The organism is Tannerella forsythia 92A2, assembly GCF_000238215.1.
GTDB classification, from domain to species: domain Bacteria; phylum Bacteroidota; class Bacteroidia; order Bacteroidales; family Tannerellaceae; genus Tannerella; species Tannerella forsythia.
Map to the genome: position 1 here is coordinate 2177082 of NC_016610.1, position 18365 is coordinate 2195446.

The 18365-nt window shown below is 48.8% G+C and carries 12 protein-coding genes; 6 read left to right on the forward strand and 6 right to left on the reverse strand.

The features are described from left to right. Positions 1 to 93: 93 nt before the first annotated feature. A complete protein-coding gene (locus BFO_RS08865; protein WP_014225353.1) occupies positions 94 to 702 on the reverse strand; it encodes a DUF4290 domain-containing protein in 609 nt (202 codons plus the stop codon). Between the two features lie 213 nt (positions 703 to 915). On the opposite strand from BFO_RS08865, the gene BFO_RS08875 reads away from it, so the two are divergent. Beyond that, on the forward strand, positions 916 to 2457 hold the full coding sequence (locus tag BFO_RS08875) for a phosphomethylpyrimidine synthase ThiC (RefSeq protein WP_014225355.1): 1542 nt from the start codon (positions 916 to 918) through the stop codon (positions 2455 to 2457). A gap of 24 nt (positions 2458 to 2481) precedes the next feature. Beyond that, the gene (locus BFO_RS08880) at positions 2482 to 4602 is read left to right on the forward strand and encodes a Tex family protein (RefSeq protein WP_014225356.1); all 2121 of its coding nucleotides are present in this window, start codon (positions 2482 to 2484) and stop codon (positions 4600 to 4602) included. Between the two features lie 203 nt (positions 4603 to 4805). Here the strand turns inward: BFO_RS08880 and BFO_RS08885 are convergent, their stop codons facing one another. After that, entirely contained in the window at positions 4806 to 6050 is a 1245-nt protein-coding gene (locus BFO_RS08885; protein WP_014225358.1) for a hypothetical protein, read from the reverse strand. A 183-nt stretch (positions 6051 to 6233) separates the two neighbouring features. Between BFO_RS08885 and BFO_RS08890 the strand changes: the two genes are divergently transcribed. The 4 genes from BFO_RS08890 to BFO_RS08905 all read left to right on the forward strand — a co-directional run bounded on the left by BFO_RS08890 (position 6234) and on the right by BFO_RS08905 (position 11418). Then, positions 6234 to 7316 carry an aldose epimerase family protein gene (locus BFO_RS08890; RefSeq protein WP_014225359.1) on the forward strand — a complete coding sequence of 361 codons (1083 nt, stop codon included), beginning with the start codon at positions 6234 to 6236 and terminating at the stop codon, positions 7314 to 7316. 46 nt (positions 7317 to 7362) lie between these two features. After that, positions 7363 to 8670: an MFS transporter gene (locus tag BFO_RS08895; protein ID WP_014225360.1), complete on the forward strand. Its 1308-nt coding sequence runs from the start codon at positions 7363 to 7365 to the stop codon at positions 8668 to 8670. A 75-nt stretch (positions 8671 to 8745) separates the two neighbouring features. Continuing rightward, entirely contained in the window at positions 8746 to 9885 is a 1140-nt protein-coding gene (galK, locus tag BFO_RS08900) for a galactokinase (protein WP_014225361.1), read from the forward strand. Between the two features lie 246 nt (positions 9886 to 10131). Beyond that, entirely contained in the window at positions 10132 to 11418 is a 1287-nt protein-coding gene (locus tag BFO_RS08905) for a M64 family metallopeptidase (RefSeq protein WP_041591249.1), read from the forward strand. A 5-nt stretch (positions 11419 to 11423) separates the two neighbouring features. Here BFO_RS08905 and BFO_RS08910 read toward each other — a convergent pair whose 3' ends face one another. From BFO_RS08910 to BFO_RS08925, 4 genes are all read right to left on the reverse strand, one after another. Further along, the gene (locus BFO_RS08910; protein ID WP_014225363.1) at positions 11424 to 13313 is read right to left on the reverse strand and encodes an ABC-F family ATP-binding cassette domain-containing protein; all 1890 of its coding nucleotides are present in this window, start codon (positions 13311 to 13313) and stop codon (positions 11424 to 11426) included. 34 nt (positions 13314 to 13347) lie between these two features. Then, a complete protein-coding gene (locus BFO_RS08915) occupies positions 13348 to 14835 on the reverse strand; it encodes an IMP dehydrogenase (protein WP_014225364.1) in 1488 nt (495 codons plus the stop codon). 219 nt (positions 14836 to 15054) lie between these two features. Next, entirely contained in the window at positions 15055 to 17445 is a 2391-nt protein-coding gene (gene feoB / locus BFO_RS08920; protein ID WP_041590828.1) for a ferrous iron transport protein B, read from the reverse strand. 172 nt (positions 17446 to 17617) lie between these two features. Further along, positions 17618 to 18013 carry a hypothetical protein gene (locus tag BFO_RS08925; RefSeq protein ID WP_041591250.1) on the reverse strand — a complete coding sequence of 132 codons (396 nt, stop codon included), beginning with the start codon at positions 18011 to 18013 and terminating at the stop codon, positions 17618 to 17620. Positions 18014 to 18365: the final 352 nt, after the last annotated feature.

The window sequence follows — 18365 nt, forward strand, 5'->3', positions numbered from 1 at the left end:
GTACGGCACAAATCACTTGCAAAGTTTTATCCTTCGCACCTTGAGGTGTTGTATCGTCTTGTGATTTTTGTCCTCTCTCTATGATAAACGAACTCATCGGCTTTTTCGGAACGGCTTTTTGCTTTGATTCTGCAGGCGATTCTGTGCCTGTACGACTTCACGGTTGTCGATCAGCCTGTAGTTCTCTTCGTTCAGTACAATCAGATTGTCGGATAATTCCGCCAGATCGCTCAGGATCTTCCGGTCCGTTACGGTATCTTTATTCCAGACGATAAACGTTTTCTTCATGTGGTTGGCCAGCATTCTTACCAGGACGTCCTTTTCCGGGCTGTTTCCTCGTTCCGTCGTTTTCCGGATCATTTGTTCCAGGATCTTCCCATAATGACGATAACGAATACGTGAGTCACCATACGGAATCCGGGGAGGGCGACTGTACAGATTCTCTTTCTTGATGATCTCATACGGATAGTCGACATCCAGTTTGAAATCGGACATGATGGCCAGATGATCCCATAAAATATGCTTGAAATCATTGACATCCCTCAAATGTGGGAACAAATTACCCATGATGCTGATAATCGCATTGGCGCATCGGTTACGCTCATCCCGGTCCTCAATCGTTATGCAATGATCCACCATATTTTGAATATGGCGTCCGTATTCGGGCAACGCCAGTCGTTTCTCTGTCGTGTTATATTTCATTTTAAGTTGAATATGATAATCTGGCGGCAAAAGTAGCTATTTTTTGCGGATAAAAAAAGCATGTAAGGCGCTTAATATTTCGTGCAAATATTTGTATAAAAGTAAATATTTTTCTTGTATAATGATGATTAAGTACGAATCTTTTATATTTTATGCTTATTTTTGTCTCGAGAAAAGAAATCATGTCCATACAAAATAAAATCAAATATAGCGATGAGTACAAAACCTGTGCCCCCTTTTGCGGGCAAAGTTTATATCTCCGGCAAGATCGATAAGGTGCATGTCGGGATGAAACAAGTCTACCTGTCCGATACGGTTGTAATCAATGCGGAAGGTAAGCAGACAGTCAAATCCAATAGTCCGGTCACGCTTTATGATACGGCCGGTCCGTATTCCGATCCGCGGTATATTCCTTACATGGGTAAAGGAATCCCGCGTATACGGGAAGAATGGTACGGACGCCGTAAAGATATTGTGATTCGTGAAGGAAAGGCATCTCCCGGGCCGAAGAAGAAGGGTACATTTCCGGTAACCAAACCGGTGTTTCATGCCCGGAACGAGAGACAGATTTCACAGATGAGCTATGCTAAGAAGCGTGTGATCACACCGGAGATGGAATATGTGGCGATTCGCGAGAATCAGCAGGTTGAAGCTTTGGGCTTGAAGTCGTACATCACTCCCGATTACGTGCGCAGGGAAGTGGCCTCGGGACGTGCTGTTATTCCGGCCAATATCAATCATCCGGAGGCCGAACCGATGATTATCGGGCAACGTTTCCTCGTAAAAATCAATATGGATCTTATCCCTTCGGGTGAAGGTTATGAAAGGGATACCATGCGGATGATCGAATATTGTCGATTGGGTACGGATGTACTGACCGATTTATCCGATACGGTCGAGAGTAAGAGAAACCGCGATTGGTTGCTGCGCAACTGCCCCGTACCGATCTGTACCAGCCCGCTGTATGAGGCATTGGCCCAAGCCGGAGGAGAACCGGCGGACATTACCTGGCCGATCTTTCGCGATACCCTTGTCAAACAGATGGAGCAGGGGGTCGACATCATCGTGGTCCATGCCGCCATGCATCGAAAACATTTGGACCTGATCGATAACCGTCTGACACATCTTGCCTCGCTCAGCGGTTCGATTCTACATCGTTGGATGAAAGCACACAAACAGGAAAATTTTCTCTATACGTATTTTGATGAGATTTGCGATCTCCTCCGAATGTACGATGCCGTATTGTCTATCGGCAGCGGATTACGTCCGGGTTCGGTTTACGATGCGAACGACCGGGCACAATTTGCCGAACTTTATGAGATGCGCGATTTGACCGAGAGAGCATGGAAGCAATACGTCCAAACGATGACCGAAGGGCCGGGACATGTGCCGATGAACAAGATTGAAGCGAATGTAAAGGAGCAACTGTATGTCTGCAAGGGCGCCCCGTTCCATACCCCGGGCATGAAGACGACGGATATTGGGGGCAAATACGATTACATTGCCTCGGCTATCGGAAGTGCACAGGTTGCCTGGTATGGAGCGTCGCTTATCGGCGGGAGCATATGGCAAGAATACAGAGAACGACCCACCGGGGAAGAAGTGCAGGCCAGCATCCTCGCTCATAAGATTGCAGCTCATACGGCTGATCTGGCCAAAGGACATCCCGGAGCACAGGTGCGTGACAATGCGCTTGGCAAAGCACGCAAAGAAGGCCGTATGGAAGATATTTACGCCCTCTCTTTCGGATGGTAGGGCATAGCATCGAGAAATATACGTATGCATATAGTTATTCCGGCACGGATTGCCGAAAAATTACAGATCAGCGAGCGACAAGTAAAAAACACCTTGCAGTTGCTTGACGACGGCGCAACGATCCCTTTTATCAGCCGTTATCGAAAGGAGCGAACCGGCGGACTTGACGAGATTCAGATCGCCGATATTTCCGGTGAATACAAACGCCTGCTCGATCTCCAGAAACGTAAAGAGACGATTGTCGGAAGCATCGAAGAGCAGGAGAAAATGACCGACGAACTACGGCGAAAAATCGAAGAGACGTGGTCGGCAACAGAGCTTGAAGATCTGTACTTGCCGTTTAAGCCGAAACGTCGTACGCGGGCACAGATCGCTCGCGAGAGAGGCCTTGAACCGTTGGCTAAAAGGATGATGAGTCGTCGAAACGATGTGGAAACTGCCGCCATGCGCTTTGTCACGGATGAGGTTCCGACGCTTGATGACGCGCTGGCCGGCGCGCGTGACATTATTGCAGAGTGGATAAACGAAAATCCTGCCGCACGGAATGCGGTACGTTCCGTTTTTGCACGCGAAGCCTTGATATCCAGTCGTGTCGTCAAAGGGAAAGAAGTCGAAGGAGACAAGTATCGTGACTATTTCGAGTGGAGCGAACCGTTGCGGCGTATCTCATCACATCGACTGCTGGCTATCCGTCGGGGCGAAACTGAAGGCATCCTGCGTGTCGATATCTCGCCCGACGAAACGCATGCACTCGAACGGTTGCACCGACTGTACGGGTGTACGGGGGGATCCGCCGGCGAACCGGTGCGCATGGCTGTCGACGATAGCTATAAACGGCTGTTGAAACCTTCCATCGAGACGGAATTTGCGGCTTCAAGCAAAGAAAAAGCCGATCGGGAAGCGATTCGTATCTTTGAAGAGAACTTGCGACAGTTCCTCCTTTCGCCCCCTCTCGGGCAGAAGCGGGTGATGGGGATCGATCCGGGTTTTCGCACCGGATGTAAAGTCGTTTGTCTTGACCGGCAAGGCAATCTGCTGCATAACGAAACGATTTATCCGCATCCGCCTCAAAACGATCGCACGGGTGCGATGAAAAAAATCGCTCATTTGGTCGAGCAATTCGATATTCAAGCGATCGCGGTCGGTAACGGAACAGCTGGACGGGAAACCGAGCAACTGGTCCAAAATATACGGTACGACCGGGAGGTACAGGTGTTCAGCGTCAGTGAAAACGGGGCAAGTATTTATTCGGCTTCCAAGATTGCACGCGAAGAATTCCCCGACTACGACGTGACGGTGCGCGGTGCCGTGTCATTGGCGCGCCGGCTGATGGATCCGCTTGCGGAGCTGGTGAAGATCGATCCGAAATCGATCGGAGTAGGACAATACCAGCATGACGTGAACCAGAAGGCCTTGAAGCTGTCGCTCGATCAGACTGTCGAGAGGTGTGTGAACAAGGTCGGAGTCAACGTGAATACGGCAAGCCGTCATCTGCTGACGTATGTGTCGGGTATCGGTGCAACGCTTGCACAAAACATTGTAGATTACCGTGCCGAGCACGGGGCGTTTCGTTCACGCAAAGCCTTGATGAAAGTTCCTAAAATGGGTGCCAAATCGTTCGAGCAGAGCGCCGGTTTTCTGCGGATCGACGGAGCGGAGAATCCGTTGGACAACTCGGCCGTACATCCCGAAAGTTATGGAGTAGTCGAGCAGATGGCTGCCGACTTGCATTGCCGTGTCGACGATCTGCTGGCTGACGAGTTATTGCGTCAGCAAATCGTACTTGAACAATATGTTACAGACACAGTCGGTCTGCCTACCCTCCTTGACATCATGGCCGAGCTTGGCAAACCCGGACGCGATCCCCGCGAAACCATCCGGATCTTTGAGTTCGATCCGAACGTAAAAAACATCCATGATCTGAGGCCGGGGATGGTGCTGCCCGGCATTGTGACGAACATTACGAAATTCGGTGCTTTTGTCGATGTCGGCATCAAGGAAAACGGCCTTGTACATGTCTCACAAATGGCCGATCGTTTCGTCAGTGACCCGACGGAAGTCGTTTCACTCCATCAGCATGTATCCGTCAAAGTGATCGAAGTCGACGAAGCACGCAAGCGAGTCGGACTGAGTTTGCTGCTGTAAATCGGAATTACTTTGTACTTCCCGACAGATTTGCACGTACTCCGGATGCGACCTTCTCGGAAATCAGACATCCAACTGTCCTGTGCGGTCAAAAAGCATGAACATACGAATCAAAGAAAAAAATGTAATCAACAGTGTCTTTTTCATCATGATTGTGTTGTGTGATAAAAAGTTAATAAATTGCAATACTTCCTGGATTGTAATCAGAAATGTTTGATCAAGAACGAAGGATGAAAGCGAAAAAAGACTCCGAACGAATAATTGAACCGGTCTCCCTCCGCATCATGACGTTTCTTCGGATCGACTATTCGCGTCCCGATCCGATAAAACGCATCGGCGTTGATGCCCAACGAAAACTCAGGGCCGAATCTGCGAGTATATTCGGCTCCTGCGTACACCATGCGAGGCTGTCGGTATACCGCATCATCCAAATATGTGGAGATAGCCCCGTAAAACGGATTGCCGAATAGAGAGATAAAATCATCACATTTCCAGTAAGCAGCCCGTATGCGGAAGTCGCACAAGTCGGCCGTCATGCTTCCATACCAGCCGTAGCCTCGTTTCAGCGGCCACAGATTGCCGTCATGCTGATAATACCCGGTCGCGTCGAACTCCATCTGCAACTTCTTCAACACCCCGCGCCGTACATTCCAGTCGACCCCGACGCCGGCCGCACCATTCAGCATGGTTTGTACCGACTGGCCGTTACTGATCGTATCCAGCTCGCCTCCGCGATGTTGTGCCAGCGCCTGCATCAAGGCATAAACATGAAATGTAGATTCCGGCGAGTTGAACTTAAACCGCGAAGACCATCCGAACGTAAACGCCTCCTGATGCGTATCCAGCTTGTAAATGAAACTCTCCCAGTTCAGCCAAATATCCAAGTCCATCCAGCGCGGATGATATAAAATCTGTACCCCCGCCTCCGGGTCTGACGATAAATTGAGTTCCGGATTGTACAGCGGATCAATCAGGCCATGATTGCTTCCGCCATATAGATCGCCCAAAATCAGGTCTACCTGATCCGACAATGCTACATGTGCCCGCAGATAAGGTAATAAATGTACATTATGCTTCGATTCTTCCCCCCGCCAAACGGCAATGTCCTTATATGCGAAGGCCGGATAGCGGGTTGCTCCCCAAAACCAAACGGAATGCACACCTCCTTCCAGCTTGATGTTTTCCGTCGGATAGTAAACGCCTTTGAGCTGCAACCAGAACCCCGGTAAGGTATATCCCTTTTGTGCAAAACTCGTGCTTTCGGCATTCCGAAAGAAGCTGAGGTTATCTAATGTAACAAATAGCTTGCGTTCATTTTCAGAGGTTATGCGGTAATCGGTACGGAACACTTTTTCTGCAAGCTGTGCGTGCAACCAAAAAAGATTCGTGCTTGCTCCTGCAAACAGCATACTTAAAAAGAATACTCGGAAACCGTGAAATCGTATCATGCCTTTTCAAAAAAACGAGTGCAAACATAAAAAAATTACGCCGAACTATGTATGCTAATGTCAGAAATTTAGCCGACACGTCCGAAAAACTTTGATAAAAACATGCTATATAACATCTTTTTAAGTTGTCGCATTCAGTAGAAGAACGCTAATTTTACACGCGAAATTAACAAATGACTGATTATGGAGAATGATCAAACGCAATCCGGTCTGCGTGTGGAAGATTTTCGCACGCAGATAGACGGAAAAGAAACTTCGCTGTGCATTTTAACGAATAAATCCGGCGTCGAGGTGACCGTCACCAACTACGGCGCTAAAATAGTCTCACTGATGGTGCCCGACAAGAACGGGCGACTGACGGATGTCGTTACCGGCCATCGTTCAATTCATGATTATCTCACTTCGGAAGAGCCATACTTTGGCGCCGTTTGCGGACGCTATGGTAATCGCATTGCCAAAGGACGATTCACGCTCGACGGAACGGTTTATGACAGGCTGGCCATCAACAACGGCCCCAATAGCTTGCACGGAGGCCTCAAAGGCTTCAATGCCGTCGTGTGGGAGATGAGGCAAGTCGATCGGCAAACCGTCAAGCTGCAATATGTTTCAGCCGACGGAGAGGAAGGATTCCCCGGGACGCTGAGGGTTGAAGTGACTTATCACTGGACGGACGATAACGAATTGGTGATCGCCTACCGCGCAACAACCGATCGGCCGACCGTACTAAACCTCACAAATCATTCATACTTTAATTTGTCCGGTGCCGGAGACCCGTCCATCGGAGACCATCTGTTGACAATCGATGCCGATTATTATCTGCCAACCGACGAAACGGCTATTCCTCTCGGACCGAAAGCAACCGTAGAAGACACGCCGATGGATTTTCGCGAATGTCACCCTGTGGGCGAACGGATCGATGAGCCGTTTGAACAACTGATTATCGGAAAAGGTTATGATCATACGTATGTGCTGAACCGCGCCGCATCTGACGGCCTGCCGGTGTTTTGCGCCCGATGTGCTTCTCCCAAGACCGGTATCGTGATGAATACCTATACAACCGAACCGGGCGTTCAGCTTTATACAGGCAACTGGATGACCGGTAATTTCGAAGGAAAGAAAGGACAACGCTATCCGATGCGTGCGGCCTTGTGCCTCGAAACCCAACATTTCCCAGACAGCCCCAACCAACCCGACTATCCGTCGACCGTGCTTCGTCCCGACAAGGTGTTCGAAAGCACCACCGTCTACGCTTTTTCTGTGGAATAACGAATAAAATAATAGATTAATAAAAAATTAAAAAGAACTATGAATTATGAGTGACAAAAAGAATTACACATTACCAATTATCGTAATGATTTTCCTGTTCGGTATGATTTCATTCGTAACGAACCTTGCCTCTCCGATGGGAGACATCTTGAAGTTTCAGTTCAATGTGCCCAATTGGATGGGTACATTAGGGGTATTTGCCAACTTTATTGCTTATGCCGTGATGGGATATCCTGCTGGTAACCTGTTGCAAAAATTTGGGTATAAGAAGACAGCCTTAATTGCGATTTCTATCGGCTTTGCCGGTGTAGGCATTCAGACTCTTTCGGGCACAATGGAAAGCTTTGGCGTGTATCTGCTGGGTGCATTTATCGCAGGTTTTTCCATGTGTTTGCTGAATACGGTAGTAAACCCGATGCTGAACTCACTCGGAGGAGGAGGTAATAAAGGAAACCAATTGATTCAGATCGGCGGCTCATTCAATTCGTTGTGCGGTACGGCTGTGATTATTCTGACAGGTATCCTTATTCCGGAAGGAATCAAAAACGCCCAAATCAGCAACGTGTTTCCCCTCATGTATGCGGCGCTGGCTATTTTTGCCTTTGCCTTTTTAGTGATTGCGCTGACAGCTATTCCTGAAAAAGATAAAGAACAACAAGTATCTTCCGAATCTTCTCAATACAGTCCGCTATCTTTCCGCCACTTCATACTCGGTGCGGTAGGTATTTTCGTATATGTCGGTGTTGAAGTAGGTATCCCGAACATATTGAACAAATGGCTTCAAAACCCTGATTTAGATGTGTTGCAATTAGGTGGCATGGGGAATGCCGAAGCGATTGCCGGGTCTGTAACCGCGACGTACTGGTTGTTGATGCTTGTCGGTCGTTTGCTCGGGGCGGCGATCGGTAGCAAAGTATCGGCTAAGAGTATGTTACTCGTCGCTTCGGGATTAGGATTAGTGCTTACGCTTGTGGCCATGTTTGCCCCTGTCAGCTCGTTGATTAATCTGCCTGTATTCAAGAATGATGCCAGCGGGCTGTTTGGACTAGTGCAAGTTCCTGTAAGTGCAGCTTTATTGGTGTTGATCGGTTTATGTACCTCCGTAATGTGGGGAGGTATCTTCAATCTGGCTGTAGAAGGGTTAGGCAAATACACCGAAAAAGCCTCCGGTATTTTTATGGTGATGGTTTGCGGTGGAGGTATTCTCCCGTTGTTGCAAAATGCAATTGTGGATATGAAAGATGGTATAGGGTATATGGCCAGCTACTGGGTAATTGTAGCCGGACTGATTTACCTCCTCTACTATGCACTGATCGGTTGCAAGAATGTAAACAAGGATATTCCTGTGAATTAATATAGACAAGTGCCGCTTCATCCTGTCAAAGGACGAGGCGGTAAATTTTTTATCATATAATAACGGATTAACAGTATGGAAGTAGAACATGTAAGAAGCCGGTTTATCAAACATTTCGACGGCACTACCGGCACCGTATATGCGTCTCCGGGACGTATTAACCTTATTGGCGAACATACCGACTACAACGGCGGTTTCGTATTCCCCGGTGCGATCGACAAGGTCATGATGGCTGAGTTGAAACGAAACGGTACGAATAAGGTACGTGCCTATTCAATCGATATGAAAGACTATGTGGAGTTTGGCTTTGAAGAGGCCGATGCGCCGCGTACAAGCTGGGCACGCTATATCTATGGTGTATGTCGCGAGATCATTAAGCGGGGCGGAAAGCTCGAAGGTTTTAATACCGCGTTTGCGGGGGATGTACCGTTGGGCGCGGGGATGTCATCGTCGGCTGCTTTGGAGAGTGTGTACGCGTATGCGTTGAACGATATGTTCAATTTGGGTATCGACAAGTTTGAACTGGCTAAAATAGGACAAGCTACGGAACATAACTACTGTGGTGTGAAATGTGGGATCATGGATCAGTTTGCCTCGATCTTCGGAAAGGCCGGCAGCCTGATGCGTCTTGATTGCCGTTCGCTCGAGCATCAATATTTCCCGTTCGATCCGAAAGGGTACAAACTCGTTTTGCTCGACACGGTCGTGAAACATGAGCTTGCGTCTTCGGCCTATAACAAACGTCGCGAGTCATGCGAAAATGTGGCGCGTGCCATCGGCGTGAAATTCCTGCGTGACGCCACACTCGATCAGCTTAATGCCGTGAAAGGAAAAGTGAGTGATGAAGACTATATACGTGCGGAATACGTGATTGAAGAGATTCAGCGTGTACTTGATGTTTGCGACGCACTCGAAAAAGGCGATTACGAGACGGTCGGAAAGAAAATGTACGAAACGCATGAGGGCATGAGCAAACTTTACGAGGTAAGCTGTGAGGAGTTGGATTTCCTTAATAACATGGCCCATGAGTATGGTGTAACCGGTTCGCGTGTGATGGGTGGTGGCTTCGGCGGTTGTACGATCAATATGGTAAAAGATGAATTGTACGAACCGTTCGTTACGAAAGCCAAAGAGGCTTATCGCGCCAAATATAACCGCAGTCCGAAAGTATACGACGTTGTGATCGGCGACGGGGCTCGCAAAGTGTGCGAATAAAACTTGACTGCTATTTGTGTAATTTCATAAATTAGCAGACTTTTAACTTTATAAAAAAAGCAAGCATTTGGGGAACAGTGAGTTGTCCAAATGCTTGCATGCGTTAGAAAATTTACTTATCTTCTTCTTGATTCGTAAGAGTTGTTTGAGGTTGCAGAAAAAGTTTTTTGTTTTCCGATAAAAGTTATTCTCACAACAAAGAATGTCTCTTTTCGAACGTATGACATGAACATGAATAACATAAAGATGAAAACATGGGTATGTAACGTTGCCGCCATGATCGGGCTGGCTCTTTGCAGTCTGACTGCTTTTTCACAAGATGGGTTTGAAAAATATTTCGAGGCCAAGCGCCTGCGTGTGGACTTTGCTCTTAGCGGTGATGCACAGGAACAGCGTGCGGCATTGCAGCAACTTCGTGAGGAGCCTGTGTGGGGTGGTCCGAGGAAGAATTTGGTTGATCCGTTCGGTTATGGCGGATATTATGTCAAGGTCTATGACCGGGCGACAAAGCAATTGATATACAGTCGAGGGTTCAATACGCTGTTTGAGGAGTGGCGTACGACGGAGCAGGCAAAGAATCAACAGCAATCGTGGACGAACAGTTTCTCCATGCCGTATCCCAAACAGCCCGTTGAGATAGAATTGTCGGCACGCGATAAAGCTGATAACCGCTTTTATCCGCTACTGAAAATCGAAGTCGATCCGCAGAGTATTTTTATCGATCGGGGAGCATTGAAGAATCATCCGGTCAGGCGTCTGCAAGACGAGGGTGATATGGCGGAAAAAGTCGATTTTGTGTTTCTTCCCGAGGGATATACGGAAGCTGAAATGGGTAAGTTCGAAGCTGATGCACGGCGTTTTATGGAGTTGCTGTTTACTATCCCTCCTTACGATGCCCGCCGCTCGGATTTCAATGTGTGGGCGGTTGATGTACCCTCCGAAGAGTCGGGTACGGATCTGTCCGGTAAAGGTATCTATCGGAACACGGCTTTTGGTTCGGGCTTTTATACATTCGGTCTGGATCGTTACCTGACTACTTCCGATATGAAATCGATCCGTGATGCGTTATGGAACGTTCCTTGCGATGCGATTTTTATCCTTGTCAACTCATCCGATTATGGCGGTGGGGGCATCTATAACTACTATGCGATGGGGACGGCTGATCATGAGCGCACGGCGAAAGTGTTTGTTCATGAGCTGGGGCACAGTTTTGCCGGTCTGGCCGACGAATATTTCGAATCGGAGGTGGCATATGGTAATTTTTACAATGTGAAACTTGAGCCGTGGGAGCCCAATATCACTACGCTGGTAAATTTTGACTCCAAATGGAAGGATTTGTTATCTGAAAAGACCCCTGTCCCCACGCCTGTTGCTGAAAATGAAGCAAGACCGGGAGTATATGAAGGCGGAGGCTATGTCGCTAAAGGTGTTTACCGTCCAATGGTACATTGCATGATGCGTGATTATCATCCTTTCTGTCCGGTCTGTCGGCGGGCGATTCTAAAAATGATCGACTATCTCTCGGACAAATAGGCGCGTTATCCTTCGATTTCGCTTAGTTCGAGCCAGCGCATCGATTTTTCGTCAAGCTCGTTGTTGAGTAGAGGGAGACGTTTCGATTTCTCGGTCAGCTCCTCGACGGAGAGCGTGCCGCTACATAACGCATTTTCCAGCGTTTGTTTTTCGGCCTCCAGGGCTTCGATCTCTTTTTCCAGTGTTTCCAGCTCCATCCGTTCCTTGTATGAGAGCCGACGCTTGTCATTCGTCCGCTGACGTTGTGCCGAAGTTTCTGTTCCCGCTCCCTGCTTCGGGGATGCTTCGGCCTCCTCGCGTTCGCGGCGCAGTTTTTCTTCCTTCCATTCGCGATATTGGGTGTAGTTGCCGGGGAAGTCTTGAATCTCGGCATTGCCGTGGAAGATAAGCACGTGATCGACGACCTTATCCATGAAGTAGCGGTCGTGCGAGACGACGATCACGCAGCCTTTGAAGCTACGCAAATATTCTTCGAGGACGTTCAGCGTGGCGATGTCGAAGTCGTTCGTCGGCTCGTCGAGCACCAGAAAGTTCGGGTTACGCATCAGGATGGTGCAGAGATACAATCTTCGTTTCTCGCCTCCGCTGAGTTTATACACATAGTTATGCTGTTTCTCCGGAGGGAAAAGAAAATGTCCGAGGAACTGCGATGCCGTCAGTGTTTTTTCATCGCCAAGGGTCAGGTGTTCAGCGATGTCGTGTACGATGTCGATGACTTTGGCGTTCTCGTCGAATGACAGTCCGTCCTGGCTGTAATAGCCGAAACGCACTGTTTCACCAATATCGAAATGTCCGCTGTCGGGAGCGACTTCACCAATCAGCATCTTGATGAAGGTCGATTTGCCGGTTCCGTTCTGTCCGATGATGCCCAACTTTTCGTATCGTGCGAACGTGTAATTGAAATTCTCCAGAATACGCACATCGTCGAACCGTTTGCAGACGTTTACCGCATCGAAGATTTTTGATCCGATATAGGCCGATTTGACATTCAGCTTGACATTTCCGGCTTCCCGTTTCTGCTTGATTTTCTCTTCCAGTTCGTGAAACGCATCGATACGGTATTTCGCTTTTCCGGCGCGTGCCTGTGGCTGACGCCGCATCCATTCCAATTCTTTTTTGTACAAATTATTGGCTCGTGCAAGTTCCGCGTGGCCGGCCGCCGTATGCTCTGTTTTCTTCTCTACGTAATACGCATAATTACCTTTGTACGAAAAGAGAGATTTTTGGTCAATCTCGATGATCCGGCTGCATATACGGTCTAAGAAATAACGATCGTGAGTGACCATCAGCAGGCTGAGGGATGACCGGTTGAGGTGGTTTTCGAGCCATTCCACCATTTCGAGGTCGAGGTGGTTGGTTGGCTCATCGAGCAGGAGCAGATCGGGTTCGGTAATCAGAACGTTGGCCAGTGCGACACGTTTCAACTGTCCGCCCGAGAGGGTACCGATCGGCTGGTCAAAATGTCTTATTTTCAGTTCGGTGAGAATCTGTTTCGCTTTCCGTTCATAGTCCCACGCCTTCTTCTGCTCCATGCGGGTGATAAGCGTTTCCATTCGTTCCGCATCGGCATTGGAGGCAAGGGCTGCCTCATACTCGGCAATGAGCTGCACGGTGCGGTTGGGCGAATGGAAGCAGGCTTCCAGCACCGTCAGTTCGTCGGGGTACCGTGGCGACTGTTCCAGCCAGGTCACTTGTCCGTCGTTTCGGAACACGATGCTGCCGTTGTCATGCCCTTCTTTTCCGGCAATGATTTGCAGCAGCGTCGTTTTTCCCGACCCGTTGGGAGCGATCAGTCCGACCTTTTCGCCTTGTGCGATGCCAAACGAAATGTCTTTGAAGAGCACCAGATCGCCGAAGCTCTTCGTTAGATGATCGACTTGCAGAAACGGTGTCATTGTGTGCGTAACGATGGGCGAAAAGTGACCGTTCTCAGCTTTGTTCTTTGAGGATCACGTCGTGTGCGCCGCCTTCGACGATGCTGGTCGATGAGACTAACGTAATCCGGGCATCGCGCTGAAGTTCCTTGAGTGTGATAGAGCCGCAGCTGCACATCGTAGCCTTGATTTTTCCGAGCGTGATCTCGAGATTGTCTTTCATCTTGCCGGCATAGGGCACGTAACTGTCAACGCCTTCCTCAAATTTCAACGTCTCGGCTCCGCCCGTGTCGTAGCGTTGCCAGTTTTTGGCACGGTTCGACCCTTCGCCCCAATATTCTTTGACGTAGTTGTTACCGATACGCAGGGTCTGCGTGGGCGATTCGTCGAAGCGAGCGAAGTAACGTCCCATCATCAGGAAGTCGGCACCCATGGCTAAAGCGAGGGTCATGTGGTAGTCATGTACCAGTCCGCCATCGCTGCAAATCGGAATGTAGATACCTTTTTCCTTGAAGTAACTATCGCGTGCCTGCGCCACGTCGATCAGCGCTGTGGCCTGTCCGCGTCCGATACCCTTCTGCTCGCGGGTGATACAGATCGAACCGCCTCCGATACCGACCTTGATAAAGTCGGCACCCGCATCGACGAGATAGCGGAAGCCTTTCTCATCGACGATATTTCCCGCTCCTACCGGAATGTCATAGTGGCTCTTGATCCATTGCAACGTCTCTTGTTGCCATTCGGAATAGCCGTCGGATGAGTCGATGCAGAGAGCGTCGACTCCTGCTTCGACGAGTGCCGGCACTCGCTCTTTATAGTCGCGCGTATTGATACCGGCGCCAACGAGGAGCTTCTTTGTTTCGTCCGAAAGTTCGTCGGGGTTATTGCGATGGCTGTCATAATCTTTCCGAAAGACAAAGTAGGCCAGTTTCTGGTCTTTATCGATAATGGGTAGTGAGTTGAGACGATGCTCCCATAAGATTTGATTGGCTTCGCTCAGCGTGATTCCCAATTGTCCGACAATCAGTTTGGGGAACGGGGTCATAAATTCTTTGACCTTCATGTCCGGGCTGTCTTTTTCGGTGCGGTAGTCGCGGCTGGTGACGATACCGAGCAGCGTGCCGTTCGACGTACCGTCGTCCGTAATGCCGATCGTCGAGTGTCCTGTACTTTTCACGAGCTTGACGACATCGGCCAGCGTATGTTCCGGGGTCAGGTTTGAGTCGCTGATAACGAAGCCTGCCTTGAATTTCTTTACTTTGCGAACCATTTCCGCCTGACTTTCCACCGGTTGCGATCCGAAGATGAATGAGAGTCCGCCGTTACGAGCCAACTCGATAGCCAACTCGGGTCCGGAAACAGCTTGCATGATAGCCGAGACAAACGGGATATTCAACTCGATAAGCGGTTTCTCTCCGGCAGGGTGCTTCACTAACGGTGTCTTGAGTGAAACATTCACGGGGGTACATTGTTTGGTTGTCAGACCGGGAATCAGGAGGTATTCTCCGAACGTTCTGGATACATCTTCTAAATAAACAGCCATAATCTATAACTTTTGAGACGAAAAAAATTGCACAAAAATAGCGTTTTTACTCAAATATGCAAAAAGGAGTGTTTGTTGCCATTGGGTTACTGATTTTAAAAGCGCTTTTTTAGATGAATAGGACTCCCTTTTCTGTAAGGTGCAGAGTTCTTTGTGCTTTTTTATACCTTCCTCCAAACGTTTCAAGTTTTCTTGCGAAACTTCAATAAAGAAAATGCTTCAAAAAAATATACCTGCCAAGTGATAGACGGTAAAAGCAGCGATCCATGCGATCCCCGTGTTGTAGATTATGGAGAAAGCCGCCCATTTCCGGCTTCCCGTTTCTTTGGCAATTGCTGCAATCGAGGCGATGCAGGGGAAATAGAGCAGGACGAAAACGAGGAACGCGAGTGCCGAACGTGGTGTGAAATCGCCGGAGGTGCGCAGCGTATTGGAAAGCGTCGTTTCATCTTCATTACGATACAGTACGCCGAGGGTGCTGACGATCACCTCCTTTGCCGGAGAGCCGGAGATCAGGGCAATGGCAGCTTTCCAGTTCAGTCCGAACGGATGCACGACCGGTTCGCAGAACTTCCCTAATTGTCCGAGATATGAGTTTTCATAGTGTTGTGAAGCGGCTACTTCGGTCTCTGCTACGTCGGCCGACACATCGGCCGACGGACGCGGATAATAGCTCAGAAACCAAATGATCACCGATGCCACAAGTACAACGCCGCCAATCTTTCGCAGGTATTGTTCGCCTTTATCCCACATGTGTCTGAGCGTAGCGCGCAAGGTGGGCATGCGATAGGGGGGAAGCTCCATCACAAAAGGTGTTTCGTCGGCTTTGAATACGCCCCAACGAAGCAACCGTGCCGTGACCACCGCGACTCCGATACCAAAGAAATAAAGCAAGACGAGTACGGTGCCTGCACTATTCGGGAAGAACGTTCCTGCCAGCAGAAGATAAACGGGCAGGCGGGCACTGCACGACATGAACGGGTTAATCAGAATCGTGATTAACCGGCTGCTGTGGCTTTCGATCGTACGTGTAGCCATAATGGCGGGCACATTACATCCGAATCCCATCAGCAAAGGGATAAATGACTTGCCGTGTAATCCCATCCGGTGCATGATGCGATCCATGATGAATGCCGCGCGCGCCATATAGCCCGAATCTTCCATTAATGAAATGAAAAGATACAGGACCAGAATGTTCGGTAGGAAAACGGCCACGCTACCTACTCCGCCAATGATGCCGTTCACGAGCAAATCTTTCAATGCCCCGTCTGCCATAGATGAGGCAATCCACTCGCCGAGACGAGCGAATCCCGTTTCGATCCACTCCTGTGGGAAAGCGCCGAGCCAGAACGTAGTCATGAAGGTGAGCCACATCAGGAAAATGAAGATGGGGAAACCCAACCATCGGTTGGCTACCAGACGGTCGATAAAGCCCGTCTTTCGCTGTATATCCTGATTGCCGGGTATATAAACTTCCTGCAAGGCACCGGCAATAAAGCCGTATTTGAAATCAATGACAGTCGTCTCAATGTCATCGTTCAGCTGACGTTTGAGTCGTGTCTTTGCCTGGTGTGCCGCATCTTTCCATGTGGCATAATTCCCACAGTGACTGAGCATACGTTCGGCTTCACTGTCGTCTTCCAGCATCTTTAGCGCCCAATAACGGGGAGGAAACTGATAGGGAAGTTCGTCGGCCGCTTGCATCTTTTGGGAGAGTTTGTCGACCTCAAGCTCGATTGCCGTACCGTAATTGATCTGTATATGACGCTGGATCGTACTGCGATTCTCGAAGATGTCGATGACCTTGTTCAGCAACTCATGGAGTCCTTTCCCATTCTTGGCTACCGTTGGAGTCATCGGGATGCCGATCATCGCACCAAGATGATGGTAATCGAGTGTGGCACCGCTGGTCGCAAGCTCGTCGTACATATTGAGCGCAACGACGGTGGGCTGGCTCAAGTCAATCAACTCGGTCGTCAGGTATAGGTTGCGTTCAAGGTTCGATGCCGATACGACATTGATAATGACATCGGGTTGATGATCGAAAATATGCTGTCGGACGTAGCGCTCTTCCGGGGAGTAGGGAGAGAGTGAATAAGTACCGGGTAAGTCGGTGATGCTAAATTTATAACCGTTGTATGTAAAGTGTCCGTTCTTGGCTGCTACCGTAACGCCGCCGTAATTGCCCACGTGTTCGCGTCCGCCCGAAAGGATATTAAAGAGCGATGTCTTACCACTGTTCGGATTGCCCACCAAGGCAATACGAATGACGTTCTTACGTTGGGTTACAGACGGGGAGCCGTTGTGTACGATGACAATATCATTGCCTGCTACGGCATTCGGACGGGTATTGTTTGTTTCTTCCATAGCAGCTTTCTCCGCCTCTTCTTCCGTAAGGATTTCAATCATTGCTGCTTCGCTACGGCGAAGCGATACTTCGTATCCCATCACGGAATACTTCACAGGGTCGTTCAGCGGCGAGTTGAGTACGGACATCACGTGTTGGCCGCGAACAAAACCCATTTCGATGATACGTCGCCGAAAAGCGCCATGCCCCGTAACGCGTACGATCACTCCCGATTCACCGTTATGCAAGTCCGATAATTTCATTTTCTCCTTTATTTTTGCACAGCAAAAATAAGTTGCTTTTATAAGTTTGTCAATCCCCATTATTGGGGGTATGCGAAGGAGAGGTGTACAGAAAGGGAGATAGAATTTCTTGGATACCAAAAAGTCCGAGCTTGTGAAAGCCCGGACTTCTCACAATCTTTAATTTCGTCGGTCAATTGGTTTGATTGACCCAATACATCTCCTGCAAGCTGTCCGCACGAAGCCTCTTGCTGCGGTTATTGTACGTCAGATTCAATAATCCGAGGTAGCTTCTGTACTGATCTTCGGTCAGTGTCTCCTTCATCAGTTTCAGGTTACCATAGATGGCTTGTTCCATCTTTTTTTCCCTCGCATCTTTATTGGAATAGGACAAGCTTTTCTGTTGCATCTCCATAAAATAATTGTTTATTTCGACTACTTCTCTTACTTGCTGTGCATCCAACTGTAAATAGCGACTCAACTGTGTCATATCAGTAACCACAGGAAGCTGATCCGAATGCCTGTTTCCCGCAAAACTCATGGTTACACTTACTAACAAGGCTGTAACAACCAAACTCAAACGTTTCATAACTCTATTCATTTTACTGTTTATATTCTTTTTTATTATTCTTCAAAGACTATCGGGATGAGGCCCGGTTGTCGTTTGTCTGCGATGCAAAGATGGGGTGAAAAGGATGCGTTTGTTTCCAATTTCCCAGCATCGCGAAAAAAAAGGAAGTGATTACGAAAAAAGAGCGGTCTTGGGGTTGCTTCGTGAGGCTTAGATTGAATTGTAACGGTTTGAACCATAAAAGATAGAGAAATAAGCATAACTGGCGGATTTTTCAGGCAAAGGCGAAAAAAACATCGGTAAAGACGAAAAAGAGGCTGTTCATCGTCCCTTCCATTTTAGAAAAACGGGCGAAATATTTTCATATCTT